Below are 17,762 nucleotides of genomic sequence, written 5' to 3' on the forward strand. Positions count from 1 at the left end.
AAGCGGGATAGCAAATTCTGTTGCAAGAATATATATAGCATAACACCAGCCTTTATGGTCGGTGTTATGCTTCTTTCTTTTCTTTCTTGCATCGGACAGAAAAAAGAAATAGGAGAGGCAATAACTGAACGAGACTCTTTACCCGTGATGAAAACCGTTGGGGTTACTACCTTTATTTCGGACTCGGGCATTACACGCTATCGCGTTGATACAGAGGAATGGGCGATCTTTGATCGTAAAGAACCATCTCATTGGGCCTTCGAGAAGGGAGTTTATTTGGAGAAATTTGACACCTTGTTTAATGTAGATGCCAGCATTAAGGCTGATACTGCCTATTATTACGATAAACAGAAACTCTGGAAACTAATTAGTAATGTAGAGATTCAGAATATCAAAGGAGAGAAATTTAATACGGATTTGTTGTATTGGGATGAAAACAAAGAAAAGGTTTATTCAGATCAATATATCCGTATTGAACAAACAGATCGTATAATAGAAGGATATGGCTTTGAGTCGGATCAGCAAATGACCTCATACAAGATATTGAATATACAAGGTATTCTTTATTTTAAAGAACAACCGGCTCCAATGGATACTACTTCTAATCCTGTAACTACATCCTCAGACTCATTATAGAATTTTATGGATACGTTTGTGTACCTGATTATTACTATCTTACTTTCCGCTTTTTTCTCCGGAATGGAAATCGCCTTTGTTTCCGTTGATAAACTAAGGTTCGAAATGGAGAAAAAGAATGGACTATCAGGTACGATACTTTCTTATTTCTTCAGGCATTCCAATAACTTTATTTCTACCATGTTGGTAGGGAATAATATCGTATTGGTGGTGTATGGTATTTTGATGGCTCAGGTCATAGAACAAAAATTGTTGGCCGGAATTATTCAAAATCATGGTTTGATGGTATTGGTACAAACCATTATTTCTACCTTAATTATTTTGGTTACGGGAGAGTTTCTGCCCAAGATGCTGTTTAAACTGAATCCCAACCTGATGCTTAAAATATTTGCTATACCACTAACTGTATTTTATATTCTTCTTCTTCCTTTTTCTTATCTGGCATCTGGCATATCTTCGCTTATCTTGCGGGTTTTCGGAGTGAAAATAAATCGGGAGACATCTACTCGTGCTTTTACGAAGGTTGATTTGGATTACTTTGTTCAATCCGGTATCGACAATGTAGAGAATAGGGAAGACTTGGATGCCGAGGTTAAGATTTTCCAGAATGCGCTCGATTTCTCTAATATAAAAATCAGAGATTGCATGATACCTCGTACCGAGATTGTTGCAGTTGATTTAACTACCTCCTTGGAAGAGATTAAGATAAAGTTTGTAGAATCGGGCCTTTCTAAAATCATTGTTTATGAAGGTAATATAGACAATGTGGTGGGTTATGTGCATTCTTCGGAGATGTTTCGTAATCCTAAAGATAGCAAAGACTGTGTAAAAGACCTGCTCTTTGTGCCTGAAACAATGACTGCCTTGAAGTTGATGAAAAGACTATTGCTGCAAAAGCGTAGCATGGCAGTGGTGGTAGATGAGTTTGGAGGAACGGCAGGTATTGTAACCTTAGAAGATTTAGTAGAGGAGATTTTCGGTGATATTGAAGATGAACATGATAATACATCCTATATCTGTAAGCAAATCAACGAAGACGAATATGTATTATCCGGGCGTTTGGAAATAGAAAAAGTGAACGAAACGTTTGACCTGAAACTCCCCGAATCGGATGATTATATGACAGTGGGTGGACTGATCCTTCATCAGCATCAAAGCTTTCCGAAGCTGCACGATGTTATTGCAGTAGATAATTTTCAATTTAAAATAATTAAAGTAACAGCAACCAAAATAGAACTTGTACGTTTGAAAGTTACAGAATAATAGAACAATGGCTTATTTTTTTAATAGATAGGTAGATACATATCTGCATTTTTTGTATCTTCGTGCGCTTTTAAGTTAAACTCAAAGAACTTAAAACAAATAAACTCAAAAACTTAAAAACTTAAATAAAAATGGCAACATTACAAAACATTCGCTCTAAAGGACCTCTATTGATCATTGTTATTGGTCTGGCGTTGTTTGCCTTTATTGCGGGCGACGCATGGAAAGTTATTCAGCCACATCAATCACAAGATGTAGGAGAAGTTAACGGCAAAGCTGTTTCAGCACAAGACTTTCAGGCTTTGGTGGAAGAATATTCTGAAGTAGTTAAAATGACAAATAACTTTAGTTCATTAACCGACGAACAGACTAATCAGATAAAAGATGAAGTATGGCGTTCTTATGTAAACAATAAGCTGATAGAAGCTGAAGCCGCAAAAATTGGTCTTGTTGTTTCGAAAGAGGAAGTACAAGCAATGATTGATGCGGGAACAAACCCAATGTTGCAGGCAACTCCCTTCCGTAATCCTCAAACAGGTGCTTTCGACAAAGATATGTTGAAGAAGTTCTTGGTTGATTACGCTAAAATGGATAAAAACACGATGCCTACTCAGTATGTATCTCTCGGCAAGTTATGGGCTTTCGTCGAAAAATCGTTAGTGCAGAATCGTTTAGCCGAAAAATATCAGGCATTGATTTCGAAAGCACTCTCTTCAAACTCGGTTGAAGCAAAAGCTGTATTTGATGCAAGAGTAAACCAGATGGACTTAATGCTTGCTGCCATTCCTTACTCTTCTGTTCCTGATACTTTAGTTGGAGGAGTGAAAGTTTCGGAAGTGAAAGAACTTTATAACAAAAGAAAAGAACAATACAGACAGTATGTTGAATCCAGAGATGTGAAATATATCGACGTACAGGTTGTAGCAAGCGAAGAAGATAAAGCTGCTCTTCAGAACGAAGTAACCGAAGCTGTAGAACAATTGAATGAAGCGACTTCTGATTACGCATCTCTTGTTCGTTCGGCCGATTCGGAATATCCTTATATGGATTTGTTTTGCAACCAAGCGGCTTTCCCGGCTGATGTAGCTTCTCGATTGGATTCTGTAGGTATGGGCGAAGTATATGGTCCTTACTTCAATGCTGCTGACAATACTTTAAATGCTTTCAAAAAAATAGCTAAAGTAACTGCTGCCGACTCTGTGGAGTATCGTCAAATTCAAGTATATCATCAGGATATGCTTAAAACCAAAGCTCTGGCAGACAGTATTTACGATGCCTTGAAAGGTGGAGCTAAATTTGAAGACTTAGCAACTCTTTACGGACAACCCGGAACTAAAACATGGCTTACTGCTCCAAGTTATGAAGGTGCACAACTTAACAGTGATGACCTTAAATATATCACAGCTATTACCAACTTAAGTGTAAACGAAACTGCGAATGTGTCTATTGGTGTGGCTAATGTAATAGTGCAGGTTACTGCTAAAAAAGCAATGAAAGAAAAGTATAAAGTAGCTGTAGTGAAACGTACTATTAACTTCAGTAATGATACATACAATAAAGCTTATAACGATTTCAGTCAATTTGTTGCTGCTAATTCTACATTAGAACAAGTAGAAGCTAATGCCGAAGATGCTGGTTATAAATTATTAGACAGAAGTGATCTTAATAGCGCAGAATATGGTATTGGTAGCATCAAAGGAACAAAAGAAGCTTTAAGATGGGCTTTTGCTGCAAAACCAGGCGAAGTTTCGGGCTTGTATGAGTGCGGTAATAACGACAGATTGCTGGTAGTAGCTTTAAGCAAAGTAAACAAAGAAGGCTATCGCTCATTAGAATCAGTTCAATCGCAGTTGAGAGCTGAGGTTATTAAAGATAAGAAAGCTGCTTTGATAATGAACAATATGAAAGCTGCCGGTATTAGTTCATTCGATCAATACAAAGCAATGGAAAATGCGGTAAGCGATTCGGTTAAACATGTATCATTCTCTGCACCTGCTTATATATCTTCTTTATACAGTAGCGAACCTCTGGTAGGTGCTTATGCTTCGGTAGCTCAACTTAACCAATTGAGTGCTCCGATTAAAGGTAATGCCGGTGTAATGGTGATGCAGGTTTATAATAAGGAAACACAAAACGAAACGTTTGATGTTGAAAAAGAAAAGCAAACTGTAAATGGTATGCATGAACGTATGTTGAGCCGTCTTATAAACGATCTTTATCTGAAAGCAAACGTAAAAGACAATCGTTATTTATTCTTCTAAGCTTTGTCTTTCAAATTGATATACAAAGAGGGTGACTTTTAAAGTTATCCTCTTTTTTTATACATGTAATAGCTGATAATTTGCGGAATAGTTGTACTTTTGTCAAATATGGAATGAAAGAAACGTTATGGTTGAATCGGAAAGAAAACAAATCATTGAACTGATAAAGAAGGAAGTTATTCCTGCTATCGGTTGTACAGAACCCATCTCTGTAGCATTGTGCGTTGCTAAAGCAACTGAAACATTGGGCGTGAAGCCTGAAAAAATCTCATTATATTTAAGTGCTAATATCCTTAAGAATGCCATGGGAGTAGGTATCCCGGGTACGGGCATGATTGGCCTTCCCATAGCCATTGCTTTGGGAGCACTGATTGGTAAGTCGGAATATCAACTGGAGGTGTTGAGAGATTGCACGCCCGAAGCTGTGGCACAGGGAAAGCAATTTATTGATGAGAAGCGTATAAACATCTCGCTAAAAGAAAACATCACCGAGAAACTTTATATTGAAGCTGTTTGCGAAGCAGGAAATGAAACGGCTACCGCTATTATAGCAGGTGGGCATACTGCATTTGTGTGCATCACAAAAGGGAAAGAGGTATTGCTGGATAAGCAATGCGCTGCGGAAGTTGAAGCCGAAGATACTGCCCCCGAACTTACCCTTCGCAAAGTATATGATTTCGCTTTGACTACTCCACTCGATGATATTCGTTTTATTCTTGAAACGGCTCGCCTGAATAAAGCCGCTGCCGAACAATCTTTTAAAGGAAACTACGGACATGCCTTAGGAAAGATGCTTCGCGGAAACAAGGAATGCAAGTTAATGGGCGATACTACCTATACGCATATCCTTTCTTATACTTCGGGTGCTTGTGATGCCCGTATGGCAGGTGCCATGATTCCGGTGATGAGCAATTCGGGCAGTGGAAATCAAGGTATATCCGCCACTTTGCCTGTGGTAGTATATGCCGAAGAGAATGGAAAGAACGAAGATGAATTGATTCGGGCGTTGGCTATGAGTCATCTGACGGTTATCTATATCAAGCAAAGCTTAGGCAGACTCTCTGCTTTGTGCGGTTGTGTGGTAGCAGCCACAGGTTCCAGTTGTGGTATAACATGGCTGATGGGAGGAGAGTACGCCCAAGTAGCTTATGCTGTTCAGAATATGGTGGCCAACCTTACCGGTATGATCTGTGATGGAGCCAAACCAAGCTGTGCCTTGAAAGTGGCCAGTGGAGTATCTACTGCTGTGCTTTCTGCTATGATGGCTATGGAAGAAAAATGCGTGACCTGCGTAGAGGGTATCGTAGACGAAGACGTAGATCAGAGTATTCGTAACCTGACAAAGATTGGCTCGCAAGCCATGAACGAAACAGATAAGATGGTATTGGATATTATGACGGGGAAAGCATAAAGTAACCAAACGAACTATATATATGCCGATGCAAGGGAAGAAATTCTCTGCATCGGCATTTGTTTTTAGTGTATGTTAAGTAGCAATCTGTCAATACTTTAGTGCGATACTGCCAACTACCTTGGATAAAATTGTCTTTTTTCTCCGATTATTTTAATTATTTTGGTTAATTTTGCTGTTTTCCCTAAAAAGGGATAAAACAGCAAAAACTTTTAAAAAGAACATTTATGAAGAAGAACTTCAAAACAATTGCACTGGCAATTGCTACTATTGGTGTGCTAACAGCATGCGATAGCAGCAGCGAGGAGTCTGGCATATCGCCGGATAAAACGCCTGTTACAGTGGGCAATTTAGCAGTAGGCAATCAGCCGACGAGGAGTGGTGTTCAACAGGTAACAAAAACTCGTGCTATAGCCGATTGGACAAGCGAGTATGAGGCTTTTTTGCCCGGAGATCTCCTGAAAGTAGTTGGCTCGGTTAGCGGAACTACTACTTATCAGTATCGTGCAGATGCTACCTGGGTAGCAGCACCCGGCGAAGGCGAGGGTTTTCTCTATAAAGAAAACATTGCCCCTACCGAACAATTTACAGCTCAAAGAGGTTCTGCCAATCTTATGGCAGATCAAAGTAGTTTAGCCGGTTATCGTGAGGCCGATTACATAGAAGGAAACCTCATGTTTAATGGCACTCAATTAGTGAACGAAACCGGTACTCAACTGCAACATCAACACGTTGATGTAGTAATTCATGTAACTCCAACCCCCAACAGTATCAACTGGGAAGGAGTAGATTTTGTAGCTCACATGGCAGCAGCAACCGTGCGAATCTACACCGGTGACGCTACTCCCGAGGAAATTGCCCCTTATGTAGCCACCCTTACTCCACAAGCAGCTACTTATCGCGCAGTAATACCTGTAGAGCAAGTACCGGCTTCTGATAGTCAGATCATATCTATACAAATCGACAATCGGACGCTTGTAGGGAAATATACCACAACGGCTACTATCGAAGCCGGCAAACGCCTTGTTATAACTATGGATTACGATAACAAACATCTGTTAACCGTAACCAACATAACCGTAGATGCTTGGACAGCCGCTCCCGGATATGAAGCCGAATACAGTCCCTATAACATGATTGTACGTACAGCCGACGACCTCCGCGCATTTGCTAAGTTGGTAAACGAAGACGGACTGACCAAACTTACTGCTATACAAGTGGCACCTATCGACTTAAGTGCTAAAGAATGGTTGCCTATAGGAACTACTTCATTTGCAGGTATTTACAATGGAGGAGGTCATGCAATCTCAGGGCTTGTGATTAACACGGAAAACGATAATCAAGGTCTTTTTGGCAAAACCGATAATGCTAAGTTAATAGGCATCAACCTGAAGAATGTAAGTGTAAAAGGAGCTTCTAATATAGGTGCATTGGTAGGTCACGCTAACGGTACAATCATTACCAATTGCAATGTAGAGGGAGGTAGCATAACAGGAACAAGTAACACTAACGCCTTAGTGGGACTTAATGAAGCTGCCATCTTAACCAATTGTAACGAAGCAGGGGTAATTGTAAACAACTAATTACCGGCATCAAAACAAAAAAACGGAGAATTTACTCCAAAGCTTAAATGGTAGTAGTCTACCACCGGGTATACGCAAACCCGTTAGATAGCAAAAATTTATAATACATCATGATAATGAATGCAAAAAACTTCAGGCAATTAACGTTGATGCTTACCATCGCCCTAACAATAGTTGCATGCGAAAGCGGTCATGAACCGCAACATTCAAATTCACAAGGGGAATTTGCAAACTTTACAATAGAAACCCGAGGTATGAACCCCGGAAATACGTTTTCTATTAATCTTAATGTAACAGGAAAGATTAATGATACCAAAACGTATGAACTCACTACCGCCGAAGATGGCAGTGTTGCCACTTTTGAACCTATCGGCGAGGCTGATAAAACTTACATCGTTCCCGGAACTAACCTCCTACCTGTATATGCTTGGGGAGAGGTGACGTATAACGACGTTCGTATGCCTGTGTTTTACACCAACCCAACTGCCAGCGCAACTTGGAACAACGGATTTCCAACCATTGCCATGAAACTAAGTCCGGCTACAGCACGTGTTAAGCTCGAGGTAAAGAATAACGCAGGAACAACGATTATTCCCAGTGCAGCCACCTTGTATGGTATAAGTACACCTAATTATACATGGGATGCCACTACTATGCCTCCAGCTCTCGAAGCCGCAAGTAACACAGTAAATCTGTTGGTTAAGAACGATTACAAAACTGGCGGTTATGTTCAGGTTATACCCGGTGTTATAGCTACCAATGCACACCTGTTGAACATTACTGCCAATAGTAAAAAGTATACTGTTATAGCCAATCGTCCATATACCTTTTTGGCAGGTTCCGAATATATGCTAACAGTAACCATCAACCAACAAGGAGAAGCAGAGGTTACCCATTTCAATATCTCTGATTTTGAAGAGGGGGGAGCAATAACTGTAGGCAGATAGTAATTATACTTATCAGAAATAGAATAACATTTACGTAAATGAGAAAGAACATCATAAAGCGATGGGCAATTGACTATATGCAATTGGCCATGGTAGCAGCAATCGCATTGCTGTTTTTCGCATGCTCGGAAGAAACTGATTTATCTCAAACAGGTGTAGCACCGGTGTCAATAACCGCAGCAACTCCTGCATGGAAATCTTCTTCGCAAGTAAAGCAAGGAATCGGAACCCGAACTGCCACCAACATAAAAACATGTTTTGTGGCCGGCGATGAGATAGATATCACTGTTGGCAACATTACCACCACAGCCACCTTACAGCCCGATGGTACTTGGCAGATTGCCGATGCCCTCAACCTGCCTGTGGAGGATAGTGAAGTTACCTTAACGGCCGGATACGACCCTGAAGGCGTAGACCCTCTTGTAGCCCAGGCCGGCACCACCGATGGTAGCATGATTTTAGGAGTAGACGCTAACGGACGCCCCGTATGGAATGTTACTCTGAACTTTACCCATCGGAAAGCGTTGATTAACGTAACTGTGAAAGATACCGACGACAACGATATTACCTCGCAAATGCAATCTATTAGTTTTGTTGGCAATACCAGCAATACTCCAACTAATATATTGCTATATCCTACCGAAAACCTGGGAAATATTACTGTTACTGTGGGAGATATTGTCTACGAAGCCAATAGTACAGCCCGACTTAAAGCCAATACCCGATACAGCTTAACATTTGTTTGTAGTACCATGGCATCAATCGTTGATGTAATAGAGGATACCGATACTCCCGAATGGAATGACGGGAAAGAGGTGTATATGTCTATGGGATATGACTATGTGATAAAAACTGCCGACGATCTTATAGACTATATGGAAGCAATGAAAGTTCCGGAGAACTTAAATAAGAAAGCCATACAAATAGCCGATATCGATATGTCTGCTGAATCAACCCCTTGGGTGCCCATAGGAATATATGACAATCCTTTTGCAGGAGTTTACAACGGAAACGGATACACCATAACAGGATTTAATATAGAAGCAACTTGTAGTGGTACCAACTACTACGCTGCCATGTTTGGGTCTGTTAAGGATGCTTTGTTAGTAGGTGTAAATCTACGGAATTGTATTAGTAAGTATTCAGATACCGACAAGGATTCAGGAGGCACGACTCACCTCTCTTTGTTAGTAGGGAATAGTAGAGGCAAAACTACCATCACACTGTGTAGTGTTCAAGGTAAACTTATTTGTGATAAGCAGGATAAAAGTGCTACGTATGTAGGTGGGCTGTTAGGGAGCGCTGTTCTTGATTCTTATACTCATATTAGTCGTTGTTTTGCTGATATAACTGTAACAGGAAAACTGGGCCAACAAGCGAATAATTATATAGGTGGATTGTTAGGGATGTCAGCCGGCAGTAATAATAACTGTAATATAGTGGCAAGTGGTGCCAATATCAACGTCGATATGTCAAGTACTTTCGATAGCATAGGCGGAATTGCAGGAAAAATACAACCTGTTTTTTTCCCTTCTTACGTCACTTATTGTTACACTACCGGGACAATAAAAAAAACAATTTCAACTCCAAATCTAGAACAGATAGGCGGAATTGTGGGATGGAAAGCGGCGTGTGAGTTTAAATACAACTACTCTACCGTCGATATTGAAACAAAGGATAATGGTGGAAAATTAACAAAATTAGGATCGCTGATGGGAGAGACACAACTTATTACCCCATCAATCGATGCATGCAATCATGCCGTAGGTCTGGTAAATGGTAAAACCGATTACGCTATTGGATTCGCAAGAGAAGGAAAAAATATGTATCAGAATCCTAAAGTCAACTTTGTATCTACCATCGACACAAAAGAAGATCGCTACAACAATATAACTCAGGCTTCTTCAGGGAAAGTACGTACCGTTATCCTCAATACCGTAGGAGATACATATAGCATCGAAATCGTAGAACGCGCTTTCGAAGGTAAAGATGTATGGGATTGGAGCACCGGAGCAACTCCCAAAATCAACTATGCTTATAATGGAATCGAATAATTACATTATTATACCAACAATGAGAAGAAATATCATAAAACAATGGGCAATTGACTATGGACAATTGACTATGATAGTAGCATTTACTTTGCTACTTGCTGCGTGCAACAATGAGATGCCCGATTTAAACATCCAAGATGATGCACGTGTTACGATCTATACTCCTGCCACACCACCCACGTGGCAATTATCTACTCGTTCTACTATCGATGATTCTGATATGGCCGAATGGGTTGCCGGTGATGTGAGAACCGATTTCTTTACTGTTACTTATCTCAGTGGAGAGCAAACCACTACTGTGCATCAAGCCATCTACAATGGAAGTACATGGGAATTTCACGGTACGCCTCCTCTTTGGCCAACATCCGGCGGTATAGTAGTAAATGCTAGTATTACCTCTTGGTTTGGAGTTAAAGATGCTAACGGTACTCGTGTATCCGATACCGAACCTATCTATAAAGCCACTACTGGCGAAGGACTTCCTATACCACCTATACCTCCTTTACCTCCCGAAGAAGAAATAGAGATCATAGAACCCGAAGATCTTTCTCTAGTGAGGTTTGTGGGTTCTCCTCTTCATCTAACATTCGGTACCGACGCACATGAAACTGCACAAGTAGCCTTTGTTGGGTTTCCGGTAGGTTCTATTATTACTATCAATGGTCTTACTAATACCCATGTGGTGGAAAACAACGAACCTTTAATTTTGTATCCACGCTTGGCTGCTGATTGTACTAAGATAACCGGTAGTGTAAACTACAACTCTTTTACCATCAGTGGAAGCGACCTGTTGGGGAAAAAACATCAGGTGTTTGTGGGATATGGTTCAGGCAATTCGGGTCCCGGGAGTGTAGTGGTTGGAGATACAACAAGATAGTGGTAGACATCGAAACATACTTCAAACCTGAGTGCTTAGGTTAAGTACTTAAAAATTCAAAATAATGAAGAATAGTAAACAATTAATAATGATAACTGCCGCAGCATTGTTGCTAACAACAACATCGTGTGGCAGCGACAACGAGCCTGCTTCCGGCAACCCAACAAACCAAGTTGGCATAGGCAATCTTACTGTGGCAGGTCAAACCTCTACTCGGGCCGGTGAGGGTGCTGAAACATTGCAACCATTTTACGCAGGAGATGTGTTGAAAGCCGAATACTTTGCATCCAACGGAACCGATGGAGTTATTGGGCATTACACCCATACCGCCCAAGGCACTTGGACACCACAGGCCGATGTGCTTTCAACCGGCGAGGTGCCGGCTGATGGTCGCTACAGTCTCACTAAAGAGGCCGATGCTCTTCCTAACCAAAGCACTTGGCAGCAGTATCATAATGCCGATCGGATTGGTGGTTCTGTTACCTTCGATTCTACTACCGGACAGCTATATACCGATGCCGGTCAACAGCTCGACCATCTCAATGCCGATTTGGTTATAAAAATCACTCCGGATACCGACCCCAACCAATGGAGCACAAGTGAGTTCGAACAATACATTCGTAGTGCTCGGATAGCGATACACAGCCTTAAAGATAATGGCAATGATACCTACGTTCTTGGTGGCGAAGATTACACCCCTTGGTTGGCTCAGGTAGATGCCACCGGTGTAACCTTGCGCTTGCATATTCATCCTTGTTTAGTAATGTTTGAGGGCGAAGCTCTTATTTCGATTACTCCTGCCGACGGCTCTTCTACCATAGTAGGTAGATACAGTCTTGATGCCGGACAAACCTTCAATCGCGAGGAGAATATTACCAATCAGCGCCTTACAATATCTTTTTCTAATTATAAAAAGAGTCTTACCCATATTTTCGGTCAGGCTACGATAGCCCCTTGGGAAGATGGAGGAACAGTAGAAATTGAAGGTCACCAAGACTAATAATACATAGAATAATGAATGTAAAAACTATCAAAAAAACAACTATCAATATGAATAATATAAAAATAAAGAGATCGTTATCGGTTCTCAGCTCTCATTTTTCGATGATCGTAGCTTTAGTAGCAGTAGCGCTATTGGTTGGCTGTTCTAATGAAGATGACAATACTCCTTCTTCTAACTCTCGTACTCCGTTAACCGTTAATGCCGGGGTGTCGACCCGTGCAACCGACGTTACTTGGCATTCCAACGACCTTATTGGTATATATACCTTGGTAGATGGAACCGATGTAGTGTACAGCAATCAAGCTAATTACAAATATATAAACACCGCTGGTAGTGGAGCTACAGCAACCTTTGATGCAACCGATAAGCAAAATACAGCCTATTATCCCGAAGACGGATCGAAGGTTGATGTATTGGCTTACTATCCGTATGCCGACCAATCAGCACTGGAAACCGGTCTGTTGAAAATTGATGTAAGTTCACAAACCTCGCTTCCGGCTATCGACCTGATGACTTCGGAACGAGCTGCCGGACATTCTACAAGTAACATCAATGTGTCATTAGTTTTCCGTCATCGGTTAGCCAAATTGGCGATGGTTGTTAATACAGATGCAAGTACCACTGGTATAGATGCTTCGGCAGCAACTGTTACCTTGCACGGCACTGCCACCAAAGGTACATACAACTTGCTGACTCAAGAAATTAGCTCTACCACCGATGTGGCCGATATTAACTTGGTGGGAGGTACTGCTATTGTAATGCCTACTGCTGCCGGTAGCGGAGTTGCGTTTACAGTAAGCGTTGGCGGAAAAGACTTTACCGCTACATTGCCCGACGATATAGCATTGCAAGCCGGCAAGGTTACTACCGTTGTAATAACACTTAAGCAAGAAACTATTGCAGATATCAGTGCTACTATTGAGGAGTGGGGAAATGGTGGTACAGCTACGGCAAATGCCATCAACGTTGTTACCCCCAATAATCCGCTAACAGGCGAACCCGATGTTAAGAAGTTTACAGTAACCAAAAACGGACTTAATCCTACTGTTTATGAATATGCTAATGGTGCATGGACTGCCAGCCCTAAATTCTTCTTGGTAGAAGAAACCTTGCCGACCGACGTGTTTGCTGCCACCGCTATAGGAGTAGCAGATGCTATAACCAGTATTACCGACGATTTAGCAACAGATGCCGTAACTATGAGCGGAGGTGCTATTGCTCTTGAATTTAAACACACTAAAGCTAAACTTACGCTGAATCTGACAGCAGGAACAGATTTTCCTGCTAACATCAATTTAAGCAATGCCGTAGTAAAACTATTAAATTATACCCAAACGGTAACAGGAAGCGGAAATTCATTCATCATGAATCCCTCTACTACGCTTGCTGCAGGTGCACTGGTAGGTACCATTACCTTGGGAGAATTGACCTACAATGTTAAACTTACCAACGCACTGGAATTGGAAGCCGGTAAGCACGCCACCCTAAACATTACATTGGAACCAACAGACGTAACTGTAACAATAAGTGTGGCCGAATGGACACCCGATACTGCGGAGGCAGGAGCAGCAGTAGCTATAGATGCTGTAAGCTTAAGCGAATTGCCCGGCGATGGAGTACTGACATTAACATACGGAAGTACTACCGCTACTTACAGTTTCGTGAAATTGCCTACCCCTACTCTTACCCTTACATCGGGCACTCCTATTTACTGGGAAAGCATAGTAACAAGAAGTATGGGACAGTTTATGCTAACCTTTACTCCTAATGGTAACGGAACACCGGAGAAAGACATACTTCAGGGAACAGTTACACCAACTGTTTACGGAGCACCGCTATCGTTCACTCTGGGGCACATTAACAGCCGAATCAGTGTAACGCTGAAAAAGGGAGCTCTTTACTCTGATGCTGAATGGGCAGCTATAACAGCCGACTCTAAAACTACAGTAACTTTTGCCGGACTTAGTGCCAATGCTTATACTGCAACATACGATTATACTGTGGCCAATAATAAAGCCGGTTTATCGACCATCTTTACGCCTAAAACAGCTGCCGAGCTTGCTGCTCTCAGCTCGGCTACGGCAACAGTAAGCATACCTGCCGTAAACGGAACACCGCAGGTGGCTGCTACTTCGTTAAGCATCGATCTGAAGAATTACTTCACACAGCTCAATGCAGGTACAGAGTATAATATTACACTTACGGTAGATAAAAACAAGGTAACAGTAGGAGATATTACTGTGGCTCAGTGGAATGAGATTTCCGGTAGCGGAAGCATGAACTATTAATCGAGGTACTCCCTCGCACAAGGAAAAAGTCTTTCAAGCAATTGTTTGAAAGACTTTTTTTGATTTCGGATACTCTGTTCCGGCATTTTCATTTTGGTTTTATGATACACTCGAATATAATCCGTAAGTTTGTAGGGCATACAGATACTTAATATTTAATCAATGGGATATATCATTTTTTTCATAGTCTTAATCCTTATCATTTTCATTCCTGTTCTTAACCTTTATACTGCTGAACGGGGAAGCAAAAAAAAGAAAGTCTACCAGATCTTCACTCAAGATTTTGAGGTTACAGAAGAAGAATATAAAGAGCTTCCCCGGTTAAGGGAAAATATGCTGGTAGCAAACAAGTATTGTCAGGAGCAGATTATTATATTATATATTACCGTACAAAGAGAATTTCCGGAGGAAATGAACTCCTTTTCCGGTAGCCTTTTTACTTTATGCGAATATGCCGCTATACGAGAGTTGGATTATGATGTTCTTGATCTTTTTGATAGCGAAGATTGCGAAGAACAACTGACTACAAAGATTGGGCAAACCATCGATGAGAAAGCGCGCACTGTTGTACGAAAGATAACAGGAACAGAAGACAAAAGATTCTATACCCGTAATGCTGATGCCTGGGAGATTCGGTATAACCATTTACAGGAAAGCTTTACACCAAAACACGTTCAACAGTACTATGAAGATGTGTGTCGGCTGGGCGAAAATAACGCTCAAAGAGTTCCTGTGGAGCGTAAAATATACCTTGAGTCCTATCGCTTTCTGGCAAAGAAAGACCGTGGATACGCCTTACGCTTTTATTTGCACTACCTGAAAGTGAAATGCCTTTCAGACACCTTCAAACATCAGGAAATAGGAGTGAAGTACCGTAAGCTATTGTTTAAAACCCCCGAAGAAGAAAAGCAGTTTGATGCCATTTGCAAAAAACTACTTCGATACAAAAACTGGGAAAAAGCCATAGAGCAGTTCGACGAAATGCAGCTTACCCAACGCAAGAAAATAAAGCTGAACGTACAAGCCATAAAGTCGGCAGCCGAGAAACAATCTAAAGTAGCAGGGGTGCTGGGCAACTTGCTGAGCGAGGAAGAAGAGCTACCGATTTCTACCCCCAAGATTGAAAAACCATCGGCAAAAGCTACGCCCGAATTACCTGCCAATCATAAAGATGCTCTCTTTCAGTTATTTATTAGCAATTCTTTGAAGCTAAATAAAGAAGAAGTTAATATATTTGCACGTCCTCGCGGAATATTTGTCGGTCAGTTTATAGAAAGCATCAATGAGGAGTATTATGAAGAGTTGGATGATGTGCTGATAGAGGAAGACGATGACTACTATGTGATAAACGAAGCGTATTTTCAGCAAATAAACGAAAATGGAAATGAAGGTTAAGCCCAAAGAGGCTACTGCAATTATAAACTCATTGGTGAGTGGAGTTGTACCCAAAATAGGGGTGCAACACATTACCGTAGGGCGCTCCAACGAAGTGGAAATGGTATTGAATGCCCTCGAAGAAGTGAAGAACGGGCACAGCATGATGAAACTTTGGATTGGCGATTATGGATCGGGAAAATCGTTTATGCTTCATCTCTTAACCACTGTTGCCCTGAAACAGAAGTTTGTAGTGGCCGGTGCCGATTTTACTCCCCACATCCGTTTATACTCCAACGATGGGAAAGCCCAAGCACTATACACTGCACTAATGAACAATGTGGCCATTCAAACCAAACCCGAAGGAGGAGCTTTGCATATTCTGTTGGAAAAGTGGATTGAACAGGTTATTGTAAAAGCAGCAACCACTCATGGAGTATCTTTGGTAGAGATACGCAACGAGCAATACTTTACGCTTGTTCAGGATGAAATCATTAAAACCGTAAATCAAATAACCGAAACGGGAGGCTTCGACTTTGGATTGGCCATCATTAAATACTACGAAGGTTTTATTAAAAGCGATGACCTGTTGCGCAAAAACGCCCTTCGTTGGCTAAAAGGAGAATACACCACCAAAACAGAAGCAAGGCGAGATTTGGGAGTAAGCGAAATTGTGAACGATCGCAATTACTATGATATGCTGAAAAACTTCGGCCGTTTATTCGTAAGCATCGGCTATAGCGGATTGGTAATAAACCTGGATGAAGCGGTAAACCTGTTTAAGATAGCAAACCCCGGAATGCGTCAACGAAACCATGAAACCTTGTTGAGTATGTACAATGATTGCTTTCAGGGGAAAGTAGAGAACCTGTTTCTGAATGTAGCCGGAACCACGGAAACACTTGAAGACGATAAAAAAGGTTTCTACAGTTATGACGCTTTAAAAACCCGGCTTAAAGTCAATAAGTACGAAACGATGGAACGCCGCGATTATTCGCAACCCGTAATCCGCTTGATGCCGCTGAGCCATGACGAAATCTTTGTGTTGCTATATAACCTGAGAACCATTTTCAATTTCAACTATAAGTGCGAGGTCGATCTCTCCGATAAAGACATTCACACCTTTATGGAAGAAATCTATAATAAGCCGGGAGCCACAGAGTTCCTGACTCCGCGCGAAGTAATTCGTGATTTTCTGAATATCCTAAACATCCTCCGCCAGAATCCTACTGCCGATAAGCAAGTACTCTTTGATGAGATAAAAATAGAAGAACGCGTAGAAGACGACGAGCCCATTGTAGAATCGGAAGAGGAAATCAAGCAGCGAAGAATAAAGCGCATAGAAAAACAATCGAAGAATGTGCTTCTTCCTCCCGAGATATTGGAAGAACTGGCCAATATACTACTCGATGATGAAAACCTACTGAAAGCCATCTCGGCTTCCTTTAATAACGAGGCAGGGATGTTGGTTGCCTCCGAGAAAAGATTGATCTTTATCAGCAAGCGCCGCAATGTAAAATCGTTTCCCTATGGGCGTATCAATGAGATGAGCTATAAAAGCGGTCCGCAGTACAGCACGCTTCAGGTAGTGTTAGATGCCGAGAAACTGAACATCGATTTTATTCCAAACAGCCGCATCAAGCAGTTGGTGCATTTGCTGGAAGCACAGATTGATATTATCGAGCGCAAAACACTGGCTGCGGAACTGAAATATTGGGAGAAAGAAATAGAAACTCCGCGAGTGAAAGCACAATTAAGCCGCATGAGCCAGATTGCTTATATGATTCAGGAGAAGGATCATACGGCAGGCGAGGTTTTTGCTATGCGTCATACAGATACGGTTATTAAACTCTTGCAGCAGCTCAAAGCTCTGGAGGTGTCGGGAATTACTTCCGGAGAGATTCTGGAATCTCGCAACCGCATTATAGCTTCGTTGGATTTGACTTATCAAGCATTCGAAAACGAATTGATTAGAATGTTTCAAACCGATATGCTGGATATTGATGCAGAATCGATGGCTTATCAACAGAGTTTAAGAAACAGAGGATTAATAAACGAAGAATAA

12 protein-coding genes are annotated in these 17,762 nt (G+C 41.4%); all 12 read left to right on the forward strand.

The window, feature by feature from the left end; translation table 11 throughout:
* The first annotated feature begins 54 nt into the window (after nt 1-54).
* The 12 genes from lptC (at nt 55) to D0T60_RS09925 (ending at nt 17,762) form a co-directional block, all read left to right on the forward strand.
* A complete protein-coding gene (gene lptC / locus D0T60_RS09870) occupies nt 55-636 on the forward strand; it encodes an LPS export ABC transporter periplasmic protein LptC (RefSeq protein ID WP_370524408.1) in 582 nt (193 codons plus the stop codon).
* Nucleotides 637-642: 6 nt separating this feature from the next.
* Nucleotides 643-1,899 (forward strand): hemolysin family protein, encoded by a 1,257-nt coding sequence (locus D0T60_RS09875; RefSeq protein ID WP_163218019.1) that lies wholly within the window; start codon nt 643-645, stop codon nt 1,897-1,899.
* A gap of 131 nt (nt 1,900-2,030) precedes the next feature.
* Nucleotides 2,031-4,160 carry a peptidylprolyl isomerase gene (locus tag D0T60_RS09880; RefSeq protein WP_163218020.1) on the forward strand — a complete coding sequence of 710 codons (2,130 nt, stop codon included), beginning with the start codon at nt 2,031-2,033 and terminating at the stop codon, nt 4,158-4,160.
* A 127-nt stretch (nt 4,161-4,287) separates the two neighbouring features.
* Nucleotides 4,288-5,571 carry a serine dehydratase subunit alpha family protein gene (locus D0T60_RS09885; protein WP_163218021.1) on the forward strand — a complete coding sequence of 428 codons (1,284 nt, stop codon included), beginning with the start codon at nt 4,288-4,290 and terminating at the stop codon, nt 5,569-5,571.
* A gap of 227 nt (nt 5,572-5,798) precedes the next feature.
* On the forward strand, nt 5,799-7,154 hold the full coding sequence (locus tag D0T60_RS09890) for a fimbrillin family protein (protein ID WP_163218022.1): 1,356 nt from the start codon (nt 5,799-5,801) through the stop codon (nt 7,152-7,154).
* Between the two features lie 116 nt (nt 7,155-7,270).
* Nucleotides 7,271-8,101 carry a fimbrillin family protein gene (locus D0T60_RS09895; RefSeq protein WP_163218023.1) on the forward strand — a complete coding sequence of 277 codons (831 nt, stop codon included), beginning with the start codon at nt 7,271-7,273 and terminating at the stop codon, nt 8,099-8,101.
* 38 nt (nt 8,102-8,139) lie between these two features.
* The gene (locus D0T60_RS09900; RefSeq protein ID WP_163218024.1) at nt 8,140-10,155 is read left to right on the forward strand and encodes a hypothetical protein; all 2,016 of its coding nucleotides are present in this window, start codon (nt 8,140-8,142) and stop codon (nt 10,153-10,155) included.
* Between the two features lie 19 nt (nt 10,156-10,174).
* Entirely contained in the window at nt 10,175-11,032 is an 858-nt protein-coding gene (locus D0T60_RS09905; RefSeq protein WP_163218025.1) for a hypothetical protein, read from the forward strand.
* A gap of 64 nt (nt 11,033-11,096) precedes the next feature.
* Complete coding sequence (locus D0T60_RS09910; RefSeq protein WP_163218026.1) at nt 11,097-12,032, forward strand: hypothetical protein; 936 nt, start codon at nt 11,097-11,099, stop codon at nt 12,030-12,032.
* A gap of 50 nt (nt 12,033-12,082) precedes the next feature.
* Nucleotides 12,083-14,323: a fimbrillin family protein gene (locus tag D0T60_RS09915; RefSeq protein WP_163218027.1), complete on the forward strand. Its 2,241-nt coding sequence runs from the start codon at nt 12,083-12,085 to the stop codon at nt 14,321-14,323.
* A gap of 162 nt (nt 14,324-14,485) precedes the next feature.
* The gene (locus D0T60_RS09920) at nt 14,486-15,718 is read left to right on the forward strand and encodes a tellurite resistance TerB C-terminal domain-containing protein (RefSeq protein ID WP_163218028.1); all 1,233 of its coding nucleotides are present in this window, start codon (nt 14,486-14,488) and stop codon (nt 15,716-15,718) included.
* A complete protein-coding gene (locus D0T60_RS09925) occupies nt 15,702-17,762 on the forward strand; it encodes a BREX system ATP-binding domain-containing protein (RefSeq protein ID WP_163218029.1) in 2,061 nt (686 codons plus the stop codon). Before D0T60_RS09920 ends, D0T60_RS09925 begins: the two co-directional genes overlap by 17 nt.

This window comes from Bacteroides sp. 224 (assembly GCF_010500995.1).
Taxonomy (GTDB): domain Bacteria; phylum Bacteroidota; class Bacteroidia; order Bacteroidales; family Bacteroidaceae; genus Bacteroides.